Origin of the sequence: Micromonospora sp. SL4-19 (assembly GCF_047921475.1) — a bacterium.
Taxonomy (GTDB): domain Bacteria; phylum Actinomycetota; class Actinomycetes; order Mycobacteriales; family Micromonosporaceae; genus Micromonospora.
On sequence record NZ_JBLROB010000015.1, the window covers coordinates 95,898 to 121,169 of the forward strand.

General features: G+C 72.1%; 19 protein-coding genes. 6 read left to right on the forward strand and 13 right to left on the reverse strand.

The features are described 5' to 3' along the window. Positions 1-48: 48 nt before the first annotated feature. The 10 genes from ACNAVT_RS19310 to ACNAVT_RS19355 all read right to left on the reverse strand — a co-directional run bounded on the left by ACNAVT_RS19310 (position 49) and on the right by ACNAVT_RS19355 (position 14,082). Entirely contained in the window at positions 49-1,515 is a 1,467-nt protein-coding gene (locus tag ACNAVT_RS19310) for a carboxyl transferase domain-containing protein (protein ID WP_416298125.1), read from the reverse strand. Continuing rightward, a complete protein-coding gene (locus ACNAVT_RS19315) occupies positions 1,512-3,338 on the reverse strand; it encodes a hydantoinase B/oxoprolinase family protein (protein ID WP_416298127.1) in 1,827 nt (608 codons plus the stop codon). Before ACNAVT_RS19315 ends, ACNAVT_RS19310 begins: the two co-directional genes overlap by 4 nt. Then, positions 3,335-5,446, reverse strand: a complete 2,112-nt coding sequence (locus ACNAVT_RS19320; RefSeq protein WP_416298129.1) for a hydantoinase/oxoprolinase family protein — start codon at positions 5,444-5,446, stop codon at positions 3,335-3,337. Before ACNAVT_RS19320 ends, ACNAVT_RS19315 begins: the two co-directional genes overlap by 4 nt. An 84-nt stretch (positions 5,447-5,530) precedes the next feature. Further along, positions 5,531-6,421 (reverse strand): carbon-nitrogen hydrolase family protein, encoded by an 891-nt coding sequence (locus ACNAVT_RS19325; RefSeq protein WP_416298131.1) that lies wholly within the window; start codon positions 6,419-6,421, stop codon positions 5,531-5,533. A 15-nt stretch (positions 6,422-6,436) separates the two neighbouring features. Beyond that, the gene (locus tag ACNAVT_RS19330) at positions 6,437-7,195 is read right to left on the reverse strand and encodes an SRPBCC family protein (RefSeq protein WP_416298133.1); all 759 of its coding nucleotides are present in this window, start codon (positions 7,193-7,195) and stop codon (positions 6,437-6,439) included. Next, entirely contained in the window at positions 7,192-9,594 is a 2,403-nt protein-coding gene (gene cutA, locus ACNAVT_RS19335; protein ID WP_416298137.1) for an aerobic carbon-monoxide dehydrogenase large subunit, read from the reverse strand. The genes ACNAVT_RS19330 and cutA overlap by 4 nt, the downstream gene beginning before the upstream one ends. Then, positions 9,591-10,073, reverse strand: a complete 483-nt coding sequence (locus ACNAVT_RS19340) for a (2Fe-2S)-binding protein (RefSeq protein WP_416298139.1) — start codon at positions 10,071-10,073, stop codon at positions 9,591-9,593. The genes cutA and ACNAVT_RS19340 overlap by 4 nt, the downstream gene beginning before the upstream one ends. Next, entirely contained in the window at positions 10,060-10,938 is an 879-nt protein-coding gene (locus ACNAVT_RS19345; protein WP_416298141.1) for an FAD binding domain-containing protein, read from the reverse strand. Before ACNAVT_RS19345 ends, ACNAVT_RS19340 begins: the two co-directional genes overlap by 14 nt. After that, entirely contained in the window at positions 10,935-12,386 is a 1,452-nt protein-coding gene (locus ACNAVT_RS19350) for a uracil-xanthine permease family protein (protein WP_416298143.1), read from the reverse strand. Before ACNAVT_RS19350 ends, ACNAVT_RS19345 begins: the two co-directional genes overlap by 4 nt. A 124-nt stretch (positions 12,387-12,510) precedes the next feature. Further along, entirely contained in the window at positions 12,511-14,082 is a 1,572-nt protein-coding gene (locus ACNAVT_RS19355; RefSeq protein WP_416298145.1) for a PucR family transcriptional regulator, read from the reverse strand. A 181-nt stretch (positions 14,083-14,263) separates the two neighbouring features. Between ACNAVT_RS19355 and ACNAVT_RS19360 the strand changes: the two genes are divergently transcribed. The 5 genes from ACNAVT_RS19360 (at position 14,264) to ACNAVT_RS19380 (ending at position 19,719) form a co-directional block, all read left to right on the forward strand. After that, complete coding sequence (locus ACNAVT_RS19360) at positions 14,264-15,013, forward strand: DUF2877 domain-containing protein (RefSeq protein WP_416298147.1); 750 nt, start codon at positions 14,264-14,266, stop codon at positions 15,011-15,013. Next, entirely contained in the window at positions 15,010-16,494 is a 1,485-nt protein-coding gene (locus ACNAVT_RS19365; protein ID WP_416298149.1) for a hypothetical protein, read from the forward strand. The genes ACNAVT_RS19360 and ACNAVT_RS19365 overlap by 4 nt, the downstream gene beginning before the upstream one ends. Further along, positions 16,491-17,900 carry a DUF1116 domain-containing protein gene (locus ACNAVT_RS19370; protein ID WP_416298151.1) on the forward strand — a complete coding sequence of 470 codons (1,410 nt, stop codon included), beginning with the start codon at positions 16,491-16,493 and terminating at the stop codon, positions 17,898-17,900. Before ACNAVT_RS19365 ends, ACNAVT_RS19370 begins: the two co-directional genes overlap by 4 nt. A 102-nt stretch (positions 17,901-18,002) precedes the next feature. After that, positions 18,003-18,572, forward strand: a complete 570-nt coding sequence (locus tag ACNAVT_RS19375) for a nucleotidyltransferase family protein (protein WP_416298153.1) — start codon at positions 18,003-18,005, stop codon at positions 18,570-18,572. Further along, positions 18,565-19,719 carry an XdhC family protein gene (locus ACNAVT_RS19380; RefSeq protein ID WP_416298155.1) on the forward strand — a complete coding sequence of 385 codons (1,155 nt, stop codon included), beginning with the start codon at positions 18,565-18,567 and terminating at the stop codon, positions 19,717-19,719. Before ACNAVT_RS19375 ends, ACNAVT_RS19380 begins: the two co-directional genes overlap by 8 nt. A gap of 100 nt (positions 19,720-19,819) precedes the next feature. Here the strand turns inward: ACNAVT_RS19380 and ACNAVT_RS19385 are convergent, their stop codons facing one another. From ACNAVT_RS19385 to ACNAVT_RS19395, 3 genes are all read right to left on the reverse strand, one after another. Then, entirely contained in the window at positions 19,820-21,160 is a 1,341-nt protein-coding gene (locus tag ACNAVT_RS19385; protein ID WP_416298157.1) for a hypothetical protein, read from the reverse strand. A gap of 6 nt (positions 21,161-21,166) precedes the next feature. After that, complete coding sequence (locus tag ACNAVT_RS19390) at positions 21,167-21,679, reverse strand: SigE family RNA polymerase sigma factor (protein WP_416298159.1); 513 nt, start codon at positions 21,677-21,679, stop codon at positions 21,167-21,169. Positions 21,680-21,831: 152 nt separating this feature from the next. Then, the gene (locus tag ACNAVT_RS19395; RefSeq protein ID WP_416298161.1) at positions 21,832-23,097 is read right to left on the reverse strand and encodes an Ig-like domain-containing protein; all 1,266 of its coding nucleotides are present in this window, start codon (positions 23,095-23,097) and stop codon (positions 21,832-21,834) included. Positions 23,098-23,359: 262 nt separating this feature from the next. Between ACNAVT_RS19395 and ACNAVT_RS19400 the strand changes: the two genes are divergently transcribed. Continuing rightward, on the forward strand, positions 23,360-25,270 hold the full coding sequence (locus ACNAVT_RS19400; RefSeq protein WP_416298163.1) for a Xaa-Pro dipeptidyl-peptidase: 1,911 nt from the start codon (positions 23,360-23,362) through the stop codon (positions 25,268-25,270). The last annotated feature ends 2 nt before the right edge of the window (positions 25,271-25,272 follow it).

The following is a 25,272-nucleotide window of genomic DNA, read 5'->3' on the forward strand; positions in this document are numbered from 1 at the left end:
GAACGGTACGGCGAACTTCGGCAAGTGGTTGGCGCTGCGCCAGGTTCCTCACAGTCGGCGGTACCGGGCCCGGCGGGCCGTGAGCCGCTCCGCCGGATCGGCGTCGAGCAGTGTGGCCAGCTCGTAGGCGAGCACCGCCCCCAGCCGGTCGAGGAACGCCAGCGGCTCGTCGGCGGCGTCGTCCCGCTCGACGACGATCCGGTCCACGACACCGTGTGCCTGGAGGTCCACGGCGCGGATGCCCTGCGCCTCGGCGACCTCCGGCGCTCGCGCGGTGGTGCGGTACAGGATCGCCGACGCGCCCTCGGGCGGCAGCGACGAGAGCCAGCCGTGGGCGGCGGCGACGACCCGGTCGGTCGGCAGCAGGGCAAGCGCGCCGCCGCCGCTGCCCTGGCCGAGCAGCACACACAACGTCGGTACCGGCAGTGTCACGAGATCGGCGAGGCAACGCGCGATTTCGCCGGCGAGCCCGCCCTCCTCGGACTCCGGCGACAGCGCCGCGCCCGGGGTGTCGATGACGGTGAGCACCGGCAGACCCAGTTCGGTGGCGAGCCGCAGCCCCCGCCGGGCGGCCCGCAGACCGGCGGGATCGAGCGGGCGGTCCCGCCGGTCGTGACCGACGACGACGGCGGGCGCCTCCCCGAATCGAGCCAGCGCGACGATCACTCCCGTGCCCGTCTCGCCGCTCTGCGTGCCGCGCAGCGGTACGACCCCGCGGGCGGCGTTCCTGAGCAGGGCTCGGGTGCCCGGTCGGTCGGTACGCCGGGATCGCTGGACGACCTCCCAGGCCGGCAGCGCCTCCGGTACGTCGTCCGCCGGCTGCGGCCCACGCGCGATGCGCCGCGGCGCGCAGAGGGTGGCGAGCGCTCTCGCGGCCACCGGCGCCACCTGATCCGGGGCGAGAACGGCGTCGATCAGCCCGTGCCTGTGCAGGTTCTCGGCGGTCTGCACGCCCTCGGGGAACGGCGAGCCGGTGAGTGCCTCGTGCACCCTCGGGCCGAGGAAGCCGATCAGCGCGCCCGGCTCGGCGACCGTCAGGTGCCCGAGCGAGCCCCAGGAGGCGAACACGCCCCCGGTCGTCGGATGCCGCAGATACACGAGGTAGGGCAGCCCGGCGGCCTTGTGCGCGGTGATCGCCTGGCTGATCTTCGCCATCTGCAGGAACGCGATCGTGCCCTCCTGCATCCGGGTACCACCGCTCGCCGGCGCGGCGAGCAGCGGGATCCGCTGCGCGGTCGCCCGTTCGATCGCTCGGGTGAGCCGCTCGGCCGCGGCGACGCCGATCGAGCCGCCGAGGAAGCCGAACTCGCCGGCGACGACCGCGACCGGCCGCCCGGCGAGCCGGCCGGCGCCGGTGGTCACCGCCTCGTCGAAACCCGTGCTTCGCCGCGCCGTGGCCAGGGCTTCGGCGTAGGTCGGGTGAATCGGCACCGGGTCGACGACCGGTTCATCCCACGACACCCAGGTGCCGGGGTCGATGGTGAGGTCGATCAGGTCCCGCGCCGACCAGGTCACACCCGATCCACCTCCGCGTACGGACGCCCACCCGAGAGCCGGGCATACCCCGGGCCCCGGTCGAAGAACGGCTCGTCGCCGGTGCGCTGGCGTGCGAGCACGGCGCGCAGCGTGTCGGAAGCGGCGCGGTCGACGCGCTCACCGTCCATGATCACCCCGTAGTCCTCGCGGGCGCCGGTGACGCTCACCTTGCCCCACGCCACATCCTGGGCCACCTCCTCGTACGGGCGCGTCAGCGGGTCACCCCAGCCACCGCCCCCCGTGGTGCGGATCCGGATCACCTCGCCGGCCCGTACCGGCTCGGCGTCGGCGAGCGCGTCGATCTCCCGCTCGTTCGGCCCGCCCGGATCCACCACCACGCTGAACGGGCGCCCGGCGCGCCCGCCCTTGACGCCCCAGCAGGACAGCACCGCCCGGTCGGCGATCGACATGAAGTTGGCGTCCCGCAGCATCCGGATGTGCTTGTCGTAGCCGAGACCGCCCCGGTACCGGCCCGGGCCGCCGGAGTCCACGGCCAGGCCCAGCCGCTCCACGATGAACGGCCAGCGGGACTCGGCGAACTCGACGGGGATGTTGCGCGAGTCGGGCACGACGTGGATGGTGTCCTCACCGTCGGCGTAGTACCGCCCGCCCGAGCCGCCGCCCAGCACCTCGCGCATCAGGTAGGGGTCGCCCTCCGCGTCCGTGCCGTACACCCCGGTGTACCGGATCGTCTCCTGGTCGGCCGGCATCCGCCCGTCGACAGCCTTGGCCAGCACGCCGGCGAGCACCCCGAGCAGGCGCAGGATGACGAACGTACGCGCGTTCGTCGGGGCCGGGAAGATCGGCGTGAGCAGCGTCCCGGGCGGCGGGAAGCGCATCTCGATGAGCGGCACCACCCCCTCGTTGACGTCCAGCTCGGCCATCCGCTCGGGGGTGTCGGCGAGGTTGCGCAGGATCGGCGCGAGCCACTTCTTGAGGAAGTTGCCGTCGGCGTAGTCGCCGCAGTGGTTGATCGGCCCCTTGGCCTGCGGCGAGGTGCCGGTGAAGTCGATGATGAGCCGGTCCGGGACCTTGGTGAGCGTGATCCGCTGGGTGTGCAGCCGGGGCTCGTCAACGCCGTCGTGCTCGGCGTAGTCCTCCCAGACGTACGTGCCGTCCGGGATCTTCGCCAGGATCTCGCGGCGGTACGTCTCGGTCGTCTTGTCGACGATCGCGTCGAAGCACGCCTCGACCGTCGCCCGGCCGTACCGCTCGAACAGCTCGGCAAGGCGCCGCGCGCCCATCAGGCAGGCCGCGCACTCGGCGTCGAGGTCGGCGGCCAGCGAGTCGGGCATACGCGAGTTCCGCGTCATGATCTTCAGTGCCGCCTCGTTGGGCACCCCGGCGTCCCACAGCCGGATCGGCGGCACCATCAGCCCCTCTTCGTAGACGCTGGTCGCGCCGGACGGCATCGAGCCCGGGCAGGCGCCGCCGATGTCGTCGTGGTGGCCGAACGCCTGCACGAACGCGACGACCACGCCGTCGTGGAACACCGGCACGGTCACGCACAGGTCGGGCAGATGCCCGATGCCGCCTTCGGACAGGTAGACGTCGTTGTGGAAGAACACGTCTCCGGGGCGCATCGTCTCCGGTGGATAGTCACGGGCGACCGGATGCACCAGCGCCGAGTACGAGCGGCCGGTCAGCTTGCGCAGCTTCCGGTCGTGGATGCCGGCGCGGAAGTCGTGTGCGTCGCGGATCATCGGCGACCGCGCGGTGCGGCCGATCGCGGACTCCACCTCCCGCTCGATCGAGGCCAGCGTGCCCTCGACGATCTCCAGCACGATCGGATCCACGTTCATGCGGTCACCTCTCGTTCGCGGCTGCGCTCCACCGTGCTCTGCACCACGGTCCGCGCGTTCGCCGGTGTCACCACCAGGTTTCCGAAACGGTCGACGGTCGCGGTGAAGCCGGGATGCAGGGGCACGGTCGAGCCGTACTCCTCGATCACCGCCGGGCCGTGCACGGTCGCCCCGGGTCGTAGGTCGTCGCGCCAGTAGATGGGCGTCCGCGCGTACTCGTCGCCGAAGCACACGGACCGGTAGCCGGGAGCGGGGACCGCCGGTCCGTCGGCGACCGACGTGGCCGGTACGTCGTCGAGGACGGGCAGCGGGGGGCGCCGGATCGGACCGACCCCGGTCACCCGCAGGTTCACCCACTCGACCTGCTGCTCCGGCTTGTCGCGGAAGCAGTATCCGTAGACCCGCTCGTGGGCGTCGTGGAACGCCGCGACCACGCCGTCCGGGTCGAGGTCCCCGACCGCGACCCGGACCTCGAACGCCTGCCCGTAGTAGCGCAGATCCGCCGAGCGAAGGTAGACGTGCTGGTCGCGGGGGAAACCCTCGGCGTCGAGCGCCTCCGCCGCGCGTCGGGTCAGCGCGTCGAACTGCGCGCGTACGGCGCCGACGTCGAGCACCGAGTGACGGACCACGTAGGTCTGCACGTAGTCGTTCTTGACGTCAACGGTCAGCAGGCCGAACGCGGACAGGTTGCCCGGATTGCGTGGCACCACGACAGCGCGCAGCCCGAGGATGTCGACGAGCCGGCAGAGCAGCAGCGACCCCGACCCGCCGAACGTCACCAGGGCGAAGTCGCGCACGTCCAGCCCGCGCTTGACCGTGATCTGCCGCAACGCGTTCGCCTGGTTCCAGGCGGAGATCTCCAGGATGCCGTTCGCCGTCGCCGCCACGCTCAGGCCCAGCTTCGCGCCGAGGGCCGCGAGCCCGTCGCGCGCCGCGTCGACGTCGAGCGGCACCTCGCCGCCGAGCAGGTGCGGCGGGATCCGGCCGAGCACCACGTGCGCGTCGGTCACCGTCGGCTCGGACCCGCCCCGGCGGTAGCAGAGCGGACCCGGGTCGGCCCCGGCCGAGCGGGGGCCGACCTTCAGGGTGCCCTCGCGCGACAGCCAGGCCACCGAACCGCCGCCGGCGCCGACCGTCACCACGTCGATCATCGGGATCTTCGAGGGGTACGCGCCCACGCTGCCCTCGGTGGTCAGCGTCGGCTCGCCGTCCTGCACCACGGACACGTCGGTCGACGTGCCGCCACCGTCGAGGGTCACCACCCGGTCGAATCCGGCCGTGCGGGCCACCAGCGCCGCGCCGAGCGCGCCGGCGGCGGGGCCGGACAGCACGGTGGTGATCGGCTGCTTGGTCACCTCGTCGGCGGAGAGCACCCCGCCGTTGGACTTCATGATGTAGAACGGCGTCCCGCCCAACCGCTGCTTGATGCTCGAGACGTACCGGGCGACCCGGGGCTTGACTGCCGCGTCGATCAGGGTGGTCATCGCCCGCTCGTACTCCCGGTACTCGCGCAGCACCTCGCAGGAGAGCGAGACCACCGCATCCGGATGTTCCTCCGCCAGGATCTCGCGCATCCGCAGCTCGTGCGCGGGGTTCGCGTAGGCGTGCAGGAAGCAGACACCGATCGTGGTGACGCCGGTGTCCGCGAACCACCGGGCCACCACGCGCGCCCGGTCCTCGTCGAACGGCCGCAGCTGCGCGCCGGTGTGGTCCAGCCGGCCGCCGACGGTCTTCACCAGCTCGGCCGGCACGATCCGGGGCGGCTTGACCCAGAAGTAGCTGTTGCCGTAGCCGTCCGGCACGCTCTGCCGGGCGATCTCCAGAAGGAACTCGTATCCCTCGGTGGTGATGAAACCGATCCGGTCGACCTTGCCCTCGAGCAGCTGGTTGGTGGCCACCGTCGTGCCGTGGCAGACCGCCGCGATCTCGACATCCTCGCCGGCGAGCACCTTGCGCAGGCCGGCCATGAAGCCCTCGGCCGGGTCGGCCGGCGTCGACGGCGCCTTCGTGGTGAACACCTCGCCGGTGTCCTCGTCGAAGGCGACCACGTCGGTGAAGGTTCCCCCGGTGTCGATGCCGATCCGGACGCGACGACGTCGCTGCGCCATGGGTGCCGTCCTTTCTGACGCCGTTGGCGAGCATTCAACCGACACCGGCGCGCCGGCTCGTCGTCAACAGTTGCCAACACCTCGTCAGCGGGCATGCGGAAACGAGGTGCTCGCCGGGCGGCGCAGCACGTCGAGGTGCCGCTCGATGAAGGCCAGATTGCGGTCGGCGAGGTGGTCGAAGCGCTGCGGCACGTTCGAGCCGGGCGTCAGTGACGCCAACGCCGTCTGCGGGTCGAGGCGCGCGCTGACCCAGCCCTCGTGGGACGCGGCGCGGGCGACCACCTCGGCGATCGGCGTGACGATCATCGAATTGCCGAAGTAGAGCACGCCGGCCGGGTCGACGCCGGTGGCGTTGGCGCCGATCACGTACACGTGGTTGTCGTAGGCGCGGGCCCGGTTGGTCAGCTCCCAGATGTCGGCCGAGCGCAGCAGGGCCGAGGGCCGGCAGATCACCTCGGCGCCCATCACGGCCTGTACGCGAGCCAGCTCGGGATAGTCGCCGTCGAAGCAGATGATCATGCCGATCCTGCCCAGGTCGGTGTCGACCACCACGGCCTCGTCACCCGGCGTCACCCAGCCGCCGCAGGACCGGTCCTCGCCCGAGAAGAGGTGGGTCTTGCGGTAGGTGCCCAGCACGTCGCCGGACGGCCCGATCAGATACGCCTCGTTGTACACCTCGCCGCGCGACTCGCCGCGCGCGTAGCTGCCGAACACCACGTGCACCGACAACCGCGACGCGGCCTGCTGGATCGGCTCGGTGAGCGGGCCGAGCAGATCCCACAGCTCTTCCGCGGGCATGCCCGGGGTGAACCCGGTGGTGGCCGTTTCCGGCAGCACCACCAGCTCCGCGCCGGTGGCGTCGACACAGCGGTGCAGATATTCGACGCACCTGGCCAGATTCGCCTGGACCGACTCGGCGGTCAGCCGGCCGGGCAACGGTGCGATCTGAACGGCGGCCGCAGTGAATGCACGCATGAACGTCCTCCCCCGTCACCGACGGCCGGCGACCAGACCACCGACCACCGCGCCGAGCAACGCGACACCGGCACCCGCCGCCACGCCCAGCGCGAAGTCGCCGTCGGGCCGCAGGCCACCGACCAGCGCCCCGAGCAACGTGATGCCGGCGCCGCCGACCAGTCCGAGGACGAGGTCCCGAGCGGACCGCTGGCCCGCGGCCGGCGCGGACACCGGTCGGGTGTAGACCGCGGCCGCGACCGACGTCTGTTCGGCCACCGCCACCCCACCCGCCGTCGGCTCCGGACTCACCTGTGCCGGCACGCGCACCGGCGGCGCCGGCTCCGTGACCGGCCCCCCGGCGAGCACCGCGTCCACCGCCGAGAAGAACTCACCGGCCGTCTTCTTCGCCACGCTGGTGAGGACGCGCTGACCGACCCCGCCGATCATCCCGCCCACCACCGCGTCCGCGTCGTACGACAGCAGCGTCGTGCCGTCGCCGTTGTCCGCGAGGGTGACCTTGACGTCGGCCGAGACGGTGCCGGGCGCCCCCGCCCCGGACGCCCGCAGCACCAGCGAGTGCGGCGGTCGCTGCTCGCTCAGGTGAACCGCGCCGGAGAACGAGCCCTTGATCGACGCCACGCCGGCGGTGACCGTCGCCTTGTAGGAATCGGAAGCCACCTGTTCGAGCCGCTCGCATCCGGGGATGGTCCGCACGAGCACGGCGGGGTCGTTGAGCACGGCGTACACCGTCTCGGCCGGGCCGCGGAGGACAGCTGTGCCGGATACCTTCACGTGCGAACTCCCTTCATCAGGCCCGGCACCTCGCCGGCCTCGTGCCGCCTGCGCAGCTCCCACAACTCGGCCGGCGAGATCGGCATCCGGTCGATGCGGAACCCCTCGGCGTCCTCGATCGCGGCCGCCAGCACCGCCGCGCCGGGGATGACGCCGGCCTCACCCGCGCCCTTCACCCCGAGGGGGTTGAGCGGCGACGGCGTCTCCAGATGGTCGATCTCCACCGTCGGCACCTCGGAGGCGTACGGGATCAGGAAATCCATGTAGGACGCGTTCAGCAGCTGCCCGTGCTCGTCGTAGACGATGCGCTCGTACAGCGCCCCGCCGACGCCCTGCGCGACGCCGCCGTGGACCTGGCCGGCCACGATCCGCGGGTTGATCAGCGTCCCGCAGTCGTGCACCACGCAGTACCGCAGGATCTTGATGTCGGCCGTCTCCGGGTCGATCTCCACGACCGCGGCGTGGGCGCCGTTGGCGAACGTGGAGCGCAGCGGCGAGTAGTAGTCGGTGGCCTCCAGCCCCGGTTCCTCACCCGGCTCGACGGGCGGCCGGTCGGTGCGCCCGCCGACCGCGAACTGCGTGGCGCGGGCGGTCTCGCCGTCGAACGCGTACCGCAGCGGGTTGGCGAGCACGGCGACGGTCGTCAAGGGGATCTCCGCGCCGTCCGGCGACCGTACGACGCCGTCGACGATGTCGAGGTCGCCGGGGGCGCAGGACAGGGCCTCGGCAGCGATCCGCAGCGCCTTGGCGCGTACCTTGCGGGCGGCCAGCGCGACGGCGTTGCCGCTCATCACCGCCGCCCGGGAGGCGAACGTGCCGACCGCGTACTTGAACCGCCGGGTGTCGCCGGTGACGACGGTGACGTGCTCGACCGGCACCCCCAGTTCCTCGGCCGCGACCTGCGCGAACACGGTCTCGTGGCCCTGGCCCTGGGTGGTCAGGCCGGTCGCCACGTGCACCTGGCCGTTCGTCTCGACCCGCACGTGCGCGCCCTCGTACGGCCCGACGCCGGTGCCCTCCACGTAACAGGCCAGCCCGATGCCGACCCGTCGGCCCTCGGCACGGGCCCGCTCCCGGTACGACTCGAAGTCGTCCCAGCCGACCAGCTTGCGGATCTTGTCGAGGGTGGCCGGGAAGTCGCCGGAGTCGTAGACCAGTCCGCGTCCGTCCTGGAACATCAGGCCCTGATCGAACGGCATCTCGTCGGGCACGATGAGGTTGCGTTCGCGCACCACCGCCCGGTCCAGCCCCAGGTGATCGGCGATGGCGTCCATCGTGCGCTCCATCGCGAACACACCCTGCGGCCGGCCCGCGCCCCGGTACGGCGTGACGATGACGGTGTTGGTGTACAGCGAGTGGAACTCGACCCGGTAGGCGCCCGGCTTGTATGGCCCGAGCAGCTGGGTGGCGGTGATGACCGGCACGACGATGCCGTACGGCGTGTAGGCGCCGTTGTCGTGCAGGAACTCGACGTCGAGCCCGAGCAGGCGGCCGCTGTCGTCGAACCCGACCCGTACGGTGTGCTGCTGGCCCCGCTCGTGCGCCGAGGAGATGAAGTGTTCCCGGCGGTCCTCGGCCCACTTGACCTCTCGGCCGAGCCGGATCGCGGCCCACGGAACGAGGATCTCCTCGGGCCACGGATGCATGATCTTCACGCCGAAGCCGCCGCCCACGTCGGGCGTGACCACCTCGACCCGGTCCACGGGCACGCTCAGCTTGTGCGCGAGCGCGAACCGCAGCGAGGTCGACGTCTGGGTCGAGGAGTAGACACGCAGCGACCGGTCGTGCGCGTCCCAGCGGGCGTACACGCCCTTGCCCTCCATGGGCATCGACGCGGAGCGTTCGATGTCGAGGCGGAGTTCGAGCTGGTGCGGCGCCGCGTCGATGGCCGCCCGGGCGTCGCCCACCTCCTGGACGAGGTGCGCGGCGACGTTGTCGGGCACGTCGTCGTGCACGGTGTGCTCGGCGCGGAACGCGGTGTCGATACCGACCACGGGGGGCAGCGCCTGGTACTCCACCCGGATCCGCTCGCACGCGTCCTCGGCGACGTAGCGATCCCTGGCCACCACCATCACGACCGGCTCGCCCACGTGTTTCACCACGCCGTTGGCGAGCGGACAGGGGGTGCGCGGTGCCCGCAGCGCCGGGTGCGGGATCAGGATCGGCAGTGGCTCGGCCACCCGCCCCTCGAGGTCGTCGTAGGTGTAGATCGCCACCAGCCCGGCGACGTCGAGCGCGTCGGTGACGTCGATGTCGACGATCCGCGCGTGGGCGTGCGGGCTGCGCACGAACGCGGCCGCGAGCGTCGCCGGGTTTCCGAGGTCGTCGAGGTAGCGCCCCTGACCGGAGACCAGCCGGGGATCCTCCAGGCGCGCGATCGGCTCGCCGAAGACCTTCACGATTCGCTCCGGAGGATGTCCGCGGCCTGCAGGACCGACGCCACGATGTTCTGGTAGCCGGTGCATCGGCACAGGTTTCCGCCGATCGCCTCGCGCGCCTGCGCCTCGGTGGGGTTCGGGTTGTCCCGCAGGTAGGCCGTGATGGTGGTGATGAAGCCGGGCGTGCAGAAGCCGCATTGCAGGCCGTGGCAGTCCTGGAACGCCTGCTGCACCGGGCCGAGCCCGCCGTCCGGCGCCCGGCAGCCCTCGACCGTGGTGATCTCGGCACCGTCGACGCTCACCGCGAACAGCAGGCAGGAGCGCATCGGGGCGCCGTCGACCAGCACCGTGCACGCCCCGCAGACGCCGTGCTCGCATCCCACGTGGGTGCCGGTGAGCCCCAGGTCGTGACGCAGGCAGTCGGAGAGCAGTCGCCGTGCCGGCACCCGCGCCGACCGCTCGATTCCGTTGACGGACAACCGGATGTCATGTTCGGACATGTGCGCTCGCTTCCTGCGCCGCGGCCCGCAACGCCCGGGCCGTCAGGACCTCGGCCAGGTGCCCGCGGTAGGCGGCGGTGGCATGGATGTCGTCCTCCGGCTCGGCCGCCGCGGCGGCCAGGGCCGCGGCGGCACTCCAGTCGGCCGCGTCGACGTGCCGGCCGGCCACCGCGTCGGCAAGGTCGACGAGCACCGGCACCGGGCCGACCGAGATGAGGGCGGCCCGGGCGGCGACGACCCGCAGGTCGGGGTCGAGCGTCACCAGCACGCCCACGCCGCAGAGCGCGTAGTCGCCGTGGCGGCGGGACAGCTCGAGCCAGGCGCTGCCGGTGCCGGGCGGCGGTGCCGGGAACGTCGCCGACACGGCCAGCTCACCCGGCCGTATGCAGGACTCCAGCGGCCCGACGAAGAAGTCCGCCGCGGCGACCGTACGGCGGCCTCCGGTCGACGCCAGCGTGACGTGGCCGTTCAGCAGGGTGAGCACCGCGGGCATCTCCGCCGCCGGGTCGGCGTGCACGAGGCTGCCGACGGTCGTACCCCGGTTGCGGATCGTCGCGTGCGCGACGTGCGCGGTGGCGCGCCGCAGCAGCGGGATCGCGGCGTACGCTGCCGCGTCGCGCTCCAGGTCGGCGTGCCGCGCGAGCGCCCCGACCTCGACGTCGCCGTCGACCACCCGTACGTAGGCCAGCTCCCGCACGGCGTTGATGTCGATCAGCTGCCGGGGCGCGGCCAACCGCATGTTGAGCACCGGTACCAGGCTCTGGCCGCCGGCGAGCACCTTGCCGTGCTGACCGGCCTCGGCGAGAAGGGTGAGGACCTCGCCGAGGCCGGTCGGCCGGTGGTACTCGAACGACGCCGGCTTCATGAGACCTTCGGCGCGTCGACCTCGTCGCCGGATCGCTGGGCCGGGGCGACCGGGGCGGGCCCCGCCGACTCGTCGAGCTGCTGGTCGCGCAGGTGGCGCGGGGCGATGGCCCGGACCAGGTGGTAGGTCACCACGGTGACGATGGTGCCCAGCGCGATCCCGGCGAGCTCGAACTCCGAGCTGAACACCAGGGTGGTGTTGCCGATGGCGATGATGATGCCGGCGGCCACCGGGATCAGGTTGATCGGGTTGCCGAAGTCGACCCGGTTCTCCTTCCAGATCTTCGCGCCGAGCAGGCCGATCATGCCGTAGAGCACGACGGTGATGCCGCCCAGTACGCCGCCCGGCGTGGCCGACACCAGCGCCCCGAACTTGGGCGAGAAGCCGAACAGGAGCGCGACGAGGGCCGCGACGTAGTACGCGGCCGTGGAGTAGACGCGGGTCGCGGCCATCACGCCGATGTTCTCCGCGTACGTCGTGGTCGGCGAGCCACCGACCGAGCTGGCCAGCACGGTGCCGAAGCCGTCGGCGGCGATCGCCTTGCCCATCACCGGGTCGAGGTCGTTGCCGGTCATCTCGGCGACGGCCTTGACGTGTCCGGCGTTCTCCGCGATGAGCGCGATGACGGCGGGCAGGACGAGGAGGATGAACGTGAACTTGAAGTCGGGCAGGTGCCAGCCGGCGATCTCCTTGCCGTCGGCACCGGTCGTGGTGCTCGGCGGGAAGCCGAACCAGTCGGCGGAGCGGACGCCGCCCCAGTTGACCCGGAAGTGCTCGGTGGCCTTGCCGGCACCGGGATCGAAGGAATTGATCTTGCCGAAGACCAGGTCGAAGACCCAGGACAGCAGGTACCCGAGGACGAGACCGAGGAAGACCGCGATCCGGCCGAGGAAGCCCCGGAAGCCGACCGCCATCGCCATCACGGCGAGCATGGTCAGCAGCGCCACCCACTGGTCCTGCGGCCAGTAGACGCCGGCCACGACCGGGGCGAGGTTGAAGCCGATCAGCATGACGACCGCGCCGGTGACCACCGGTGGCAGCACGGTGTGCAGCACCCGCGCGCCGAGCAGGTGGATCGCGACGCCGCACAGCATGAGGATCACGCCGGCCACCAGGATGGCGCCGGTCACCTCGGCCGAACTGCCGCCCTGCGCCCTGATCGCCACCACACCGCCGACGAATGACGCCGAGGTGCCGAGGTAGCTGGGCACGACGCCCTTGACGATCAGCAGGAAGCAGATCGTCGCGATGCCGCTCATCATGATCGCTAGCTGGGGGTTGAGCCCCATGATGATCGGAAAGACAAATGTGGCGCCGAACATCGCCACGACGTGCTGCGCGCCCAGCCCGACCGTCCGGGGCCAGGAGAGCCGCTCGTCCGGTCGTACCACCTCACCGGGCGGTGGCGTCTTTCCGCCGTGCACGACTCGCCATCCCAGCAGGGCCATGAACCCTCCTCTCGTCGGCAGCTCACGGCGCAGCAGCGCCGGATTGCCGATCAGGATCTGTCGCCGGTGACCAAAGACACATGGGCAAATCTCGCCAAGATTGGGGGGCGGACTTGGCGGATCATCACAGCCCTCTGATTTCCAGCACCCGCAGCGCCAGCATCAGGTCGAGCCGGAGCATCGGATCGTTGGTGAACGGGCCGACCATGCGCTCAAGCTTGCCGATGCGATACCGCAGCGTGTTGTAGTGGAAGTGCAGCCGCCGCGCGGTCTCGGCGACGTTGCAGTTGGTCTCGAGCAGCACCGCGAGGGTCTGTCGCAGGTCCGCGTTCTCCGGGTTGTCGACGGCCAGTTCGCCGAGCGCGTCGGTGAGGAATCCGCGCAGCTCCGACCGGTCGGTGATGAGCGACAACAGGCGGTGCACCCCCAGCCGGTCGAACCTGGTCCGCGCCCCGTCGCCGTGCAACCGCCGGCCGATCCGCACCGCCGCCCGGGCCTGCTCGTAGGCCTGCATGAGGTGCGCTCCCTCGGCCGGGCGGGAGACGCCGAGTGAGAAGGAGCGCCGCCCGCCGCCGCCGTCACCCTTGACGAGCCGGACCAGTTCGCCAACCAGCCGGTCGATGTCACCGTCGGCCGGCAGGCCGAGCAGGACCACCACCTCCCGGTTGAAGTTGACGACCGCCGCCCGCGGGTCGCGCCAGCGCACGACTGACTGCCAGGCTGCCGCGAAGCGCTCCTCGACCGGCCGCAGCTGCGGCGCGGCGGTGGCCGGCGGCACCGCTTCGGAATCCAGCTCGGCGACCACGACGACCGACGGACGGTCGATCTCCCACCCGAACGAGCGGGCGTGCGTGACCGCGGCCGACAGGTCCTCGACCCGGCCGGCCAGCAGGTCGCGCAGGAAGTCGGCACGGTACTTGCTCTCCACCGCCGCCACCGCGAGTTCCTTGGTGATCGCCAGCGCCGCCACGGTCGCGGCGCGCTCGAGGTGGTGCACGTCGGCGTCGGTCAGCGGTGTCTGCGGGTCGGCCGGGAACGCGACGATCCGGCCGTGGTCGACCCGACCCGCGACGATGGGCACGACGATGTGGGCACCCTTGGACTCGATCAGGAACCGGCCCGACTGGTCGAAGCCGCCGGCGATGTCGCCCGCCCTGGCGAGCACCCGGCCGTCGGGCGTGGTGATGAGCGCCGGCCCGCCCAGCAGCCGGGTCAGTTCGGCCGCCAGGTCGCTCAGGTCCCCGCCGTCGAGCACCACCGACACCAGCGCGCGGTGCACCTCCTCGCTGCGGGCGAGCACCGCCGCCTGCCGGTTCAACAGTTCGGCGAGGACCTCGTTGAGCACGTCGGCGAAGCCGACGCCGGCCGGGACCTCGAGAATCGGAAAGCCCCGCCGGTCGGCCTCGGCGAGCATCGCGGCGGGCACCTCGTCGAGGTACCGGTGCAGCTTGATCGCCAGCGCAGCGAGACCGCGATCGTCCAGCTCGCCGACCAGGTTGACCAGCGCCTGCGGATCCTCACGAAGCGGATAGCCGGTGGTCAGCAGCAACTCGTGCGGCTTGACCCAGGACAGAATGTCCGGCACCTCCATGATGTTCAGGTACCGCACGATCCGGTCGAGACCCGTCGCACCGGCCAGCACCCTGGCACCGGCCAGCGAGGAGACGCCGAGGATCTCTCCTACCCGCAGGCCCACAGCGGGCGTAGCCTGCTCCGGCACACCGGGCGTGGCCCGCTTTGTCGCGGCGGGCGCGGCTCGTTCCGTCTGGGCAACTTCAGCCGAAGAATCGGCCGCACCGTTGGCACCTTCGACCATCAACGCACGATAGACCACTCACCTACCCTCAGGACATCGTCGGCGAGGAGGAGGTGTTCGCGTGCAGCCTCGTCCGGTCGCCGCCGCGGCATCGGTCGCGCCGGTGCTGCTGCGTCCCCGGCGGCTGGCCACCGTCGCCGCCGTCACCGCCCAGGCGGTCTATCTGCGGACCGACGACCCCGCGTGTCCGGCGGTCTGCCTCACCACCCCGAGCGCCGTCCGGGTGCCGTGCGCGCTCGTCCTCGGCCACGGCGCGCCACCGTCCGGCGTCCGCATCGGCGACACCGGTTCGGTCGGCGGCGGGGAGCTGACGCTGGGTGGGATCACGTACCGGCCGTCGCGCTGGTGGCGCCCGGCGCGCCCGCGGGCCATCGGTCGGCTTCCCGCCACGCACCCACCACCGCTCGACCCCGGTACGTCCGCCGCGGTCACCCGGCTCGCGGGGGCCCTCGCGGCCGGCGCGCCGCTGGCCGGGCCGGTCGCCGCGCTCCTCGGGCGCGGACCCGGACTCACTCCGCTCGGCGACGACGTACTCGCCGGGGCCCTCGTCGCACTCATCGCGACCGGCTCGCCCGCGGGCCCCGCGCTGGCCGCGGAGGTCATGCGGACGGCGTTCCGGCGCACCGTGTTCGTCTCCGCCGTGCTGCTGTGGCACGCGGCGCGCGGCGAATGCGTGCCACAGCTGGCCGCCCTGCTCACCGGCGTGCCGGGTGCGGCCGATTCGCTGCTGCGCGTCGGCCACACCTCCGGCACCGGCCTGGCGCACGGCGTACGCGCCGTTTCGACAATTTCCCGCGAGGTGACCGCATGACCAGCCACGTCGAACTACGCCGCGGCAGCTATCGCGACTCGGTACGCCTGATGCAGGTCAGCCGCGCGGTCAACGGCACTCCCGGGGTGTCGGCCGGGCTCGTCGCGATGGCGACCCCGCTCAACCTCGACCTCGCCGCCGGCCTGGGATTCACCCTGCCGGCGGATGCCACCCCGAACGACCTGCTGGTCGCTGTCGCCGCCGTCGACGACGACGCGTTGCGGGCGGCACTCGCCCGGCTCGACTCCGAGATGGACGCCGCCGCCGCACCGGCCGAGGGAACGCCGGAGGTCGCGCCGCGCACGGTCGGTTCGGCCGTACGGCGGCTCGGGGCGAACCTGACGCTCGTCTCCACGCCCGGCCGGTACGCGTTCGCCGACGCGATGGACGCCCTGGAGGCCGGCACGTCGGTGATGGTGTTCTCCGACAACGTCCCGATCGCCGAGGAGATCCGGCTCAAGGACGCGGCCGCGCGGCGCGGGCTGCTCGCGATGGGTCCCGACTGTGGCACCGCGGTCGTCGGCGGTGTCGGTCTCGGGTTCGCCAACGTCGTACGCCCCGGACCGGTGGGACTGGTCGCCGCATCCGGCACCGGCGCCCAACACATGATGAGCCTGCTCGACACGGCCGGGGTCGGCGTGTCGCACGCCCTCGGCGTCGGCGGGCGCGACCTGTCGGCGGCCGTGGCGGGCCGGAGCACACTCGCCGCGCTCGCCGCGCTCGACGCCGACGACGCGACCGAACTCATCGTGGTGATCTCCAAACCCCCGGCGCCAGAGGTTGCCGCCCGGGTGAGCGAGCACGCCGCGCGCCTGTCGACTCCGGTGGTGTTCGCGTTGCTCGGCGAGGGCCGCCCCGACCTGACCGAGGTCGCCGCCGACGTGCTACGCCGGCTCGGCACGCCGGTCCCGTCGCCCTGGCCGGCCTGGCTCCCGACCACGCCGCGGGCCGGCACCGGGGGGACGATCCGCGGGCTGTTCTCCGGCGGGACACTGTGCGACGAGGCGATGCTCATCGTGAGCGCCGCGCTGGGGCCGGTGCGGTCGAACATTCCGCTGCGGCCGGAGTGGGCCCTGCCGGCCAGCCTGACCGCCGACAGCCACACGATGATCGATTTCGGCGACGACGCGCTGACCCGCGGCCGCCCACACCCGATGATCGACTGCGGGCGGCGCGTCGAACGGCTCCTCGCCGACTCCACCGACCCGGCGTGCGGGGTGGTGCTGCTGGACATCGTGCTCGGGCACGGCTCGCACCCGGACCCGGCCGCGGAGCTCGCGGCGGCGATCGCCGCCGCGCAGGTCCCCGTCGTCGTTGCGCTGATCGGCACGGCCGGCGATCCCCAGGGCCTCCATCGGCAGGCGTCGGCGCTGTGCGACGCCGGGGCCGCCGTCTTCACGTCCAACGCCGAGGCGGCCCGGCACGCCGTCCAGCTCGTGAATCACGCCGTCCAGCTCGTGCCTTCGGAGGCCCCTGAGTGATCGACCTCGCCACCGAACCCCGGATCGTGACCGCCGGCGTCGGCCTGTTCGACGAGGCACTGGCCGCACAGGCCGTCGCGCACCTGCCCGTGCAGTGGCAGCCGCCGCTCGCGGGCACCGAGGAGCCGCTCGCCCGGGTTCTCGCGGACCCGCGCCGCGCCGCCGCCAACGCCGAGGCCACCCGGCGGATGCTCGCGGCGGGCGCGACGCTGGTCGACGTCCGCCCGGCCGCCGAGGTGCTCGGGCTGCGGCCCGGGCAGTTCTGCCACGCCGGGCCGCCGATCACCTGGGAGCGCGCGTCCGGGCCGATGCGGGGTGCGCTGATCGGCGCGATGCTCTTCGAGGGCCTGGCCGATTCCCCGGACGAGGCGTCGGCGTTGCTCGCCGCGGGGAGCGTGCAGCTCGAACCCTGCCACGCCCGGGGCGGGGTCGGGCCGATGGCCGGCGTCGTCTCGCCCTCGATGTGGGTGTTCGTGCTGCGGGACGAGACGCACGACCGGACGAGCTGGTGCAGCCTCAACGAGGGCCTCGGCAAGGTGTTGCGCTACGGCGCCTACTCCCCCGACGTGATCGACCGGCTCCGCTGGATGTCCGCGGTGCTGGGGCCCGCGCTGCGGGCCGCGCTGCGCCGCGGCGGACCCATCGACGTCAAGGCGATCATCGGGCAGATGGTGCAGATGGGCGACGAGGGCCACAACCGCAACCGCGCCGGCACCCTCATGCTGCTGCGGGACCTGCTTCCGCACCTGGTCGACGCCGGGCTGCCGTCCGCCGACGTCGCCGAGGTCGCCCGGTTCGTCGGCGGTAACGACCACTTCTTCCTCAACCTCGTCATGCCGGCGGCGAAGCTGCAGACCGCGGCGGCGGCAGGCATCCCCGGCGCCACGGTGGTCACCGCGATGGCCCGCAACGGCACCGACTTCGGGATCCAGGTCTCGGGGACGGGCGACGCCTGGTTCACCGGCCCGGCCGAGGTGCCGTCCGGACTGTTCCTCGGTGCGTACGGCCCGGACGACGCCAACCCGGACATCGGCGACTCGGCGATCACCGAGACGGCCGGGCTGGGTGGCTTCGCCATGGCCGGCGCACCGGCGATCGTCCGCTTCGTCGGCGGCACCGTGCCCGACGCCCTGCGCACGACCGCGCAGATGTACGAGATCACGGCCGCCGAGAACCCCGCGTACGCGTTGCCGATCCTCGATTTCCGTGGCGCGCCGACCGGCATCGACGTCGTCTCCGTGGTCCGCACCGGCCTGCGCCCCCAGATCAACACCGGCATCGCCGGCCGGGTGCCCGGCACCGGGCAGGTCGGCGCCGGCCTCGTCCAGCCACCGGTGGAATGTTTCACCGCCGCGCTGTCCGCCCTGGCGTCGGCGGCACCGCCGATGCATGCTGGGGAGGTGTGACGGTGGCGATCGCGGCCGGCCGGCTGCGGGCACCGGCCACGGCGCGGTGGGGAGGACAGCAGGCATGAGCACCGACATCCCCCGGCGGATCCGGACCCGAGGATGACGACGGCGGGACTGGTCCTCGCCGCGGGCGCCGGCCGACGCTACGGGATGCCGAAGGCGCTCGTCCGCGATGCCGGGCAGTTGCTGGTCGACCGGTCCGTCGCGGCGCTTCGCCAGGCGCGGTGCTCGCCCGTCGTGGTCGTGCTCGGCGCGGCCGCCGCCGAGGTCCGCGCCACGGCCGACCTCGACGGCGTCACCGCCGTGGACAATCCGCTCTGGGACACCGGCATGGGGTCCTCGCTTCGGGCCGGGCTGGCCGCGCTCGCCGACACCGACGCCACCGCGACGGTGGTGCTGCTGGTCGACATGCCGGGCGTGACCGCCGCGGCGGTGCGTCGGGTCGCCGCCGACGCCGGCGCGGCGGACCTGGTCATGGCCGGGTACGACAACGACCGCGCGGGCCATCCGGTGCTGCTCGGCCGCGACCACTGGGCGGGCGTGGCGCGGCAGGCGGTGGGCGATGCGGGCGCGCGGGCGTACCTGCGGGCCAACCGCGCAGCGGTACGGGTGGTGCCGTGCGCCGACGTGGCCGACGACCACGACCTGGACGTGGCCCCCGATGCGTGAGGTTCTGGACGAGTTGCTGCGCTGGTGGCGCGCCGGGCAACCGGTGGGCATGGCGACCGTGACCAGCACCTGGCGGAGCGCGCCGCGGCCGGCCGGCGCGACAATGCTGGTCGGCCCGGACGGCACCGCCGTCGGCAGCGTCTCCGGCGGCTGCGTGGAGGCCGACGTCTATGAGCTGTGCCAGCAGGTGCGGGTGTCCGGCGAGCCCCGGACGGCACGCTACGGCATCAGCGACGACGATGCGTTCGCCGTCGGCCTGACCTGCGGCGGCATCATCGACCTGTTCGTCGAGCGGGTCGACCCGGACAACTTCCCCGAACTGCCGGAGGTGGCCGCGGCGATCGCCGCTGAACGTCCCGTGGCGACGGCGACCTGCATCGAGGGCCCGCCCGGGCGGCCCGGCCGTCGCCTGGTGGTCACTGCCGACGCGCGCCACGGCACGCTCGGCTCGGCCCGGGCCGACGACGCCGTCGCCGACGACGTACGCGGAATGCTGGCCCTCGGGAGCACCGGGCTGCTGCACTACGGGGTCGACGGGCAGCGGCGCGGCAGCGGTCTGACGGTCATGGTCAGCGCGTTCGCGCCACGACCCCGGATGATCGTGTTCGGGGCGATCGACTTCGCCGCCGCCGTGGCCCGCGTCGGCGCCTTCCTCAAATACCGGGTCACGGTCTGCGACGCCCGGCCGGTATTCGCCACCCGGCGACGGTTCCCCGACGCCGACGAAGTGGTCGTCGACTGGCCGCACCGCTACCTGGCCGCCGAGGCCGAGGCGGGTCGCGTCGACGAGCGGACCGTCGTCTGCGTGCTCACCCACGATCCCAAGTTCGACGTGCCCGTGTTGCGGGTCGCGCTCGACCTGCCGTTGGCGTACGTCGGCGCGATGGGCTCGCGGCGCACCCACGACGAACGGATGACCCGGCTACGCGAGGCCGGCGTACCGGAACCGGCTCTTGCCCGGCTCGCCTCGCCGATCGGCCTGAACCTGGGGGCACGCACCCCCGAGGAAACCGCGGTCAGCATCGCCGCCGAGATCATCGCGACCCGCTGGGGCGGCAACGGCATGCCGCTGTCCAGCACCACCGGTCGCATTCATGAGCACACCATCGTCTCCGACCCCGTCGACCAGGAGCCCTCCGAGACCTGAGCGTTCGTCGGGCAGGCCCCGGTGCGGCCAACCCGCACCGGGGCGTCGGTCGATCGTCAGCCGGCGGCGAAGCCGCCGCCGCCGGCGGCCCGGTCGACGGTCACCGGCAACGCCAGACCACGGCCTGCGGGTCGCCCTTCGAGTTGTCGCTCTGCCCCGCCAGAGTTCGCCCGTCGTCACTCAGCACGTTGACCATCGGCAATGTGTGCTTGTGCAGGCTCGGCAGCATCAGCAGGCCCGCGTCGGTGAGCAGGCCGACGTGATCGTCGTCGATCGAGCCCGCCACCCAGCGCCCGTTGCCGGCCAGGCTGGACAGCGCCTTGGGCGGGAGGGCGACGAACTCTCCGGTCGCCACGTGCAGCCGCACCAGCGTCCTGACTTCTGCAATGTCCGTCGGCTTGCCGCTCGGGTCCAGCGGCGGCTTGACCCCCGCGTCCGTCCCCCCGACCGTCCGGCCAGGGGCATCCGGGTCGTATCGGACCGCGAGGCCGGTCACCCAGCCGTCGCGGATCGACTGGGGAATGAACTCGTCGGCGGGAGCACCCGCGACCGTCGGTTTCGGCAACTCCTGCCCGGTGCCGTCCGGCCGCCACAGGTATCCCTGCCGGGAGTGCACGGGCCCTCCGGAGGCGGCGACTGTGCCGTCCCGGCCGTGCAGGACGCCGATCACCGTGCCGTCCTCGTCGATGTCGACCGCCATGCCCCACCCCTGCCCAGGGGGCATCGGCAGGTCCACCGCCGAGGTTGACGGGCTGGACCAGATGATGGGCCGGGCATTTCCCGGCCCGCCGCGGTAGCCGACGACCCGTTCGGCGCCGTTGATGGCCAGCGCCTCCGCCGATTCACCGCCCGGCATTTTGCTGACCTTGCCGTCCCGATAGAGGTGGGCGACCGGGCCCTTCGCCGTCCAGCCGGCACCCACCGCCACTCCAGCCGAGGTGATGTCGGCCAGCCGCTGGTCCGAGCCGGGCAGGTTCACCCGGCGCGGCACCCCGTTGTCCCAGATCAGCACCGGATAGCTGCCCTTGTGGCCCACCGGGTACGACCGGCCGAGGAGGAACCGTCCCGTTGGATCCCCGCCGGTCACCAGGCTCATCGGATCACCGCCCGGGACCGGCAACGCGTGCACCGTGCAGTTCGTCGGTGGGGCCACCGACGCCGGCGGGGCCACCGACGGTGCGGAGGGGCTGGCGGTGCCCGTCATCTCCCCAGCAAGGCGGTCATCCGGCCCTCCCGGGCGTACCCCGTGGAGGGCCAGCGGTACGACGGTCGCCGCCACCGCCGCCAGTACGGCCGCGCCGCCCATCCCGGCCGCCCGGCGGGCGCGGCGCCGGCGCCGCGCCGTACCGACGGCCTGGAACAGGTCCACCTGACTCGGTCGGGTCGGCTCGTCGTCCAGCCGGCGCAGCATGCTGATCGTGTATTCGTCGTCGGTCTGCATCTCACCTCACCCTTTCGTCCCACTCGCCGCGAACTCCTGGTCGCCCAGCAGCCGCCGCATCGTCTTCAATCCGTGTGAGGCCTGGCTCTTCACCGTGCCGACGGAGCAGCCGAGGAGATCGGCGACCTCGTTGACCGGCAGGTCATGCAGGTAGCGCAGGACGAGGACGGCCCGCTGCCGGGCCGGCACCCGGGCCAGGGCGTCCCGCAGCACCGCCCGCTCCTCCGCCCCGGAGTCCACCGTGCGCCGCAGATCGGGTGCCTGGCCGGACAGCAGCACCCGCCACCAGCCCTTGCGCTGACTGTCCAGAAAGGTCCGCACCACGATCGCGCGTGTGTAGGCGTCCAGATGGGTTACCTGGGAAACCTTCGACCACTTCAGGTAGAGCTTGGTCACCGCCTCCTGGACCAGATCATCCGCCCGGTCGTCGTCGCCGCAGAGCGAGTACGCCAGCCGGCGCAGGCCGGGCAGCCGCGCCGTGACGTACTCGATGTATTCCGCTTCGGGCTCGTCCCGCATTCGCCAAACCTCCGTTGGGATCCCACCTATAGACGGGAGCCACGCGAGATCGGTTGTACGGGCCTTCGGGGTCGCACCAGCCCCGTACGAGCCGAAGCACCAAAACGAAGTGGCCCGCCGTAGCGGGCCACTTCGTTTCGTACGTCTTCGGGTCAGCCGCCGCTTACGGACGGGGCGGGCTGCGGTGACTCGCTGGTCACGGCACCCGGGTCAGCCGGCTGGGTCGGGCTCGGTCGGAGCCCCGCCGGAACTGGCAGGGCGCTGCCCTTGGCGAACTCGTCCCAGCTGACGTTCCAGGCCGTCCAGCCGTTGCCCGCGTCCAGCGTCACCTCGGTGCCCTTGACCGTCACCAGGTCACCGACCTGCGTGATTCCCATCAGCCAGTCCGCCGCGGCGGCGGAGAGGTTGGTGCAGCCGTGCGAGACATTGGTGTTGCCCTGGTCCCCCTCCGACCACGGCGCCCCGTGGATGAACTCGCCTCCGTTGGTGAGTCGCTGGGCGTCCTCGACGTCGACCACGTAGCCACCCATCGGGTCGCCCCGGGTGTCGAACGTCGTGTACTGGAACTTCTCCATGATCACCATCTTGCCGCTGGAGGTCGGCGTGCTCGGCTTGCCGAGGCTCACCGGAATCTTCCGCAGCAACTTGCCGTCCTGATAGACCGACATCTGCTTGGTGGCGTTGTCGATGTCGAGCGAGACCTGCCGGCCGATCTTCGAGGTCGCCGTCCGGTCGGCGTCCCCGACCTGGTCCTTCCCGATCGGCAGCCCTTCCAGGGCGCTCCGGACGCTGATCCTCGTGCCGGGCTGCCAGAAGTCGGGGGCCCGGTATTCGACCTGCGTGCCGTCCGCCACCCACGACCAGGTCCCCGGCTGCGGCGGATCCGTCTTGACGAACAACCGGCGCTGCACATCGACCCTGGCGTCCTTGGGAATGGGCGGGTCGAACGTGACGACCACCGGCATCGCGGTCCCGTACGTCTCATTGTTGGCGAAATACAACCTGCTGGTGGTCGCCGGCTTCGTTGAAGTCGGCATCGTGGTGAAGGTCGTCTTCCGGGTGGTCGTCTTCCCCTTGCCGCCGGTGGCGGTCACCTCGGCGGTGTACGTCCGACGGGGCTGCAACGGCGCGCTCGGGACCCAGGCCGACCCGTCCTCACGGGGCTCGGACTTGACCTCGGCGCCCTTGTCGTCGGTGATCCGTACGGTGGTGATCCGTCCGCCCTTCACCACCGTCCCCACCTCGGCGCTGATCGGCACGTCGCTCGCTCTGTCGGCGGGCGTGATGGTCAACTCCGGCGGCCCGGCACGCCCCTCGGCCGGGCGGCTGCCCTTCCGTTCGGCGATGCAGCCACCGAGGACCAACGGTGTGGCCGCGATGGCCGCGGCCGCCAGCGACAATCGTCGCCACAAGTCCATAATGCGTCCCCCCGTTTCGCGCCTTCCTGTCGCCACATTCTCATCACCGGACGCGAGCAGCCGCGCCATTTCGGGATATTGAGAGGAATTATCATCTCGTGGCGCCGGCAATACGGAATGTCACCGGAATGAGGGAAGGCCCGATTCCTTCCCGGCTGATCTCTCCGGCCCGGAATCATCCGGACCGGGACCGCCCATCCCGTCCGGCCCTGCCCGTTCTCGACCCTCCCAACCATCGACCTCGACCACTGGCGGCACTAGCATGATTGGCCCGGGAAGCCCATCACGGGAGGTCTCTTTGCGTCCATCACGCCGCCACATCCTTCTCGCCGCCGCCTTAACCACCACGTCGGTCCTGGCCGTGCCCGCGGCACCGGCCGGCGCCGAGCCGGCACCGTCACCCGGCATCGTCGTCAGCGACGGGATCACCCAACCGGTGTTCTCGTTCGCGGACGCCATCGAGGAACGGGTCTGGGTCGAGACGCCACTCGACACCGACCACGACGGCGTGCTCGACCGGGTCGTCGCCGACATCTCCCGCCCCCGAGAGACCGCCACGGAGGGCTTCAAGGTCCCCGTCGTCTTCGAACACAGCCCGTACCGCAAGAACACCTGGAACGACGTTCCTTACCCGAGCGTGCTGGTCGACGACCTGCCGCAGAACGGGCTCACCAAGCAACAGCGCGCCCAGTCACAGTCGTTGGCGATCCAGCGGGCCAGGGCCAACCTGCCCGGAACCCTCGACGACTACTACGTCCCGCGCGGGTACGCGGTCGTGCTCGGGCAGAGCATCGGCACCGCGGACTCCGACGGCTGTCCGACCAGCGGGGACATGGCGGAGACGCTGGGCGCCAAGGCCATCATCGACTGGCTGGGCGGCCGGGCGAGGGCGTTCAACGCCGCCGGTGAGCCGGTCACCGCCGACTGGACCACCGGATCGGTGGGCATGACCGGTGTCTCGTACAACGGGACGCTGCCCAACATGGTGGCCACGACCGGGGTCGAGAACCTCAAGACCATCATCCCGGTCTCCGCGATCAGCAACTGGTACGACTACTACCGGGCCAACGGGCTGGTGGTCGCACCGGGCACCTTCCAGGGCGAGGACCTCGACATCCTGGCGCAGTACACCGCGGGCCGGGCACGCGCCGAGGGCAGGTGCGCCGACGAGATCGCACAGCTGACGGCGGAGCAGGATCGGGTTACCGGGGACTACAGCGAGTTCTGGCGGGCACGCGACTACCTGCCCGGCGCCAAGAAGGTCACCGCCAGCGTCTTCGTCGTGCACGGGCTCAACGACTGGAACGTGAAGACGGAGAACTTCGCCGGCTGGTGGGACCGGCTCGCCGCCGCCAAGGTGCCGCGCAAGATCTGGCTGCACCAGGGTGGCCACGGCGGCCCGGGCAACACCGCGACGGTGACCCTGCCCAGTGGCCAGACGTGGACCTACAAGCAGACCGAGAACCGCTGGTTCGACCACTGGCTGTGGGGCGTGCAGAACGGCATCATGGACGAGCCGACGGCGGTCCTGCAACGCGAGAACCGTTCCTACACCACGTACGCCAACTGGCCGGACCCGGGCGCCCGCGAGGTGGCGCTGCACCTGACCGCCGACAGCCCGACCGAGCCGGGCGGCCTGATCACCATTGGCGCCCTGAACCAGCGCGCCGAGCAGTCCTTCGTGGACGAGGGACGCACGATCAGCCCGGCCACGCTGGTGGCCAATCCCGACTCGGCCAGCGACAACCGGCTCGTCTACCGCTCGCCGGTCCTGACCCACGACGTGCGCATGTCCGGGCGACCCGAGATGCGGTTGCGCATGTCCATCGACAACCGCGACGACGCGAACCTCTCCGTCTATCTGGTCGACTACGGCGCGCCCGACTCGACGGCGCGGCCGTTCGTGGTGACCCGGGGCTGGATGGATCCGCAGAACCGGACCGGCTGGTCGCACACGGTCGCCGTGAAGCAGGGGACGATGTACGACTACCGCTGGACCCTGCAACCGAAGGACTACGTCTTCGCAGCGGGACACCGCATCGGGGTTGTCGTCTTCTCCAGCGACCAGGACTACACCCTGCTCCCGCTCGGCGGGACCCGACTGACCGTCCAACCAGGCGCCAGCCGCCTCACGGTGCCGGTCGTCGGCGGCCGCGAGGCGCTCGGCTTCTGACG

Bases quoted from the DNA above. Each gene is read 5' to 3' on its own strand.
- ACNAVT_RS19315 (WP_416298127.1), bottom strand. From the start codon at position 3,338: ATGAACGTGGATCCGATCGTGCTGGAGATCGTCGAGGGCACGCTGGCC.
- ACNAVT_RS19320 (WP_416298129.1), bottom strand. From the start codon at position 5,446: ATGGCGCAGCGACGTCGTCGCGTCCGGATCGGCATCGACACCGGGGGA.
- ACNAVT_RS19325 (WP_416298131.1), bottom strand. From the start codon at position 6,421: ATGCGTGCATTCACTGCGGCCGCCGTTCAGATCGCACCGTTGCCCGGC.
- ACNAVT_RS19340 (WP_416298139.1), bottom strand. From the start codon at position 10,073: ATGTCCGAACATGACATCCGGTTGTCCGTCAACGGAATCGAGCGGTCG.
- ACNAVT_RS19345 (WP_416298141.1), bottom strand. From the start codon at position 10,938: ATGAAGCCGGCGTCGTTCGAGTACCACCGGCCGACCGGCCTCGGCGAG.
- ACNAVT_RS19350 (WP_416298143.1), bottom strand. From the start codon at position 12,386: ATGGCCCTGCTGGGATGGCGAGTCGTGCACGGCGGAAAGACGCCACCG.
- ACNAVT_RS19365 (WP_416298149.1), top strand. From the start codon at position 15,010: ATGACCAGCCACGTCGAACTACGCCGCGGCAGCTATCGCGACTCGGTA.
- ACNAVT_RS19375 (WP_416298153.1), top strand. From the start codon at position 18,003: ATGACGACGGCGGGACTGGTCCTCGCCGCGGGCGCCGGCCGACGCTAC.
- ACNAVT_RS19380 (WP_416298155.1), top strand. From the start codon at position 18,565: ATGCGTGAGGTTCTGGACGAGTTGCTGCGCTGGTGGCGCGCCGGGCAA.
- ACNAVT_RS19385 (WP_416298157.1), bottom strand. From the start codon at position 21,160: ATGCAGACCGACGACGAATACACGATCAGCATGCTGCGCCGGCTGGAC.
- ACNAVT_RS19390 (WP_416298159.1), bottom strand. From the start codon at position 21,679: ATGCGGGACGAGCCCGAAGCGGAATACATCGAGTACGTCACGGCGCGG.
- ACNAVT_RS19395 (WP_416298161.1), bottom strand. From the start codon at position 23,097: ATGGACTTGTGGCGACGATTGTCGCTGGCGGCCGCGGCCATCGCGGCC.
- ACNAVT_RS19400 (WP_416298163.1), top strand. From the start codon at position 23,360: ATGATTGGCCCGGGAAGCCCATCACGGGAGGTCTCTTTGCGTCCATCA.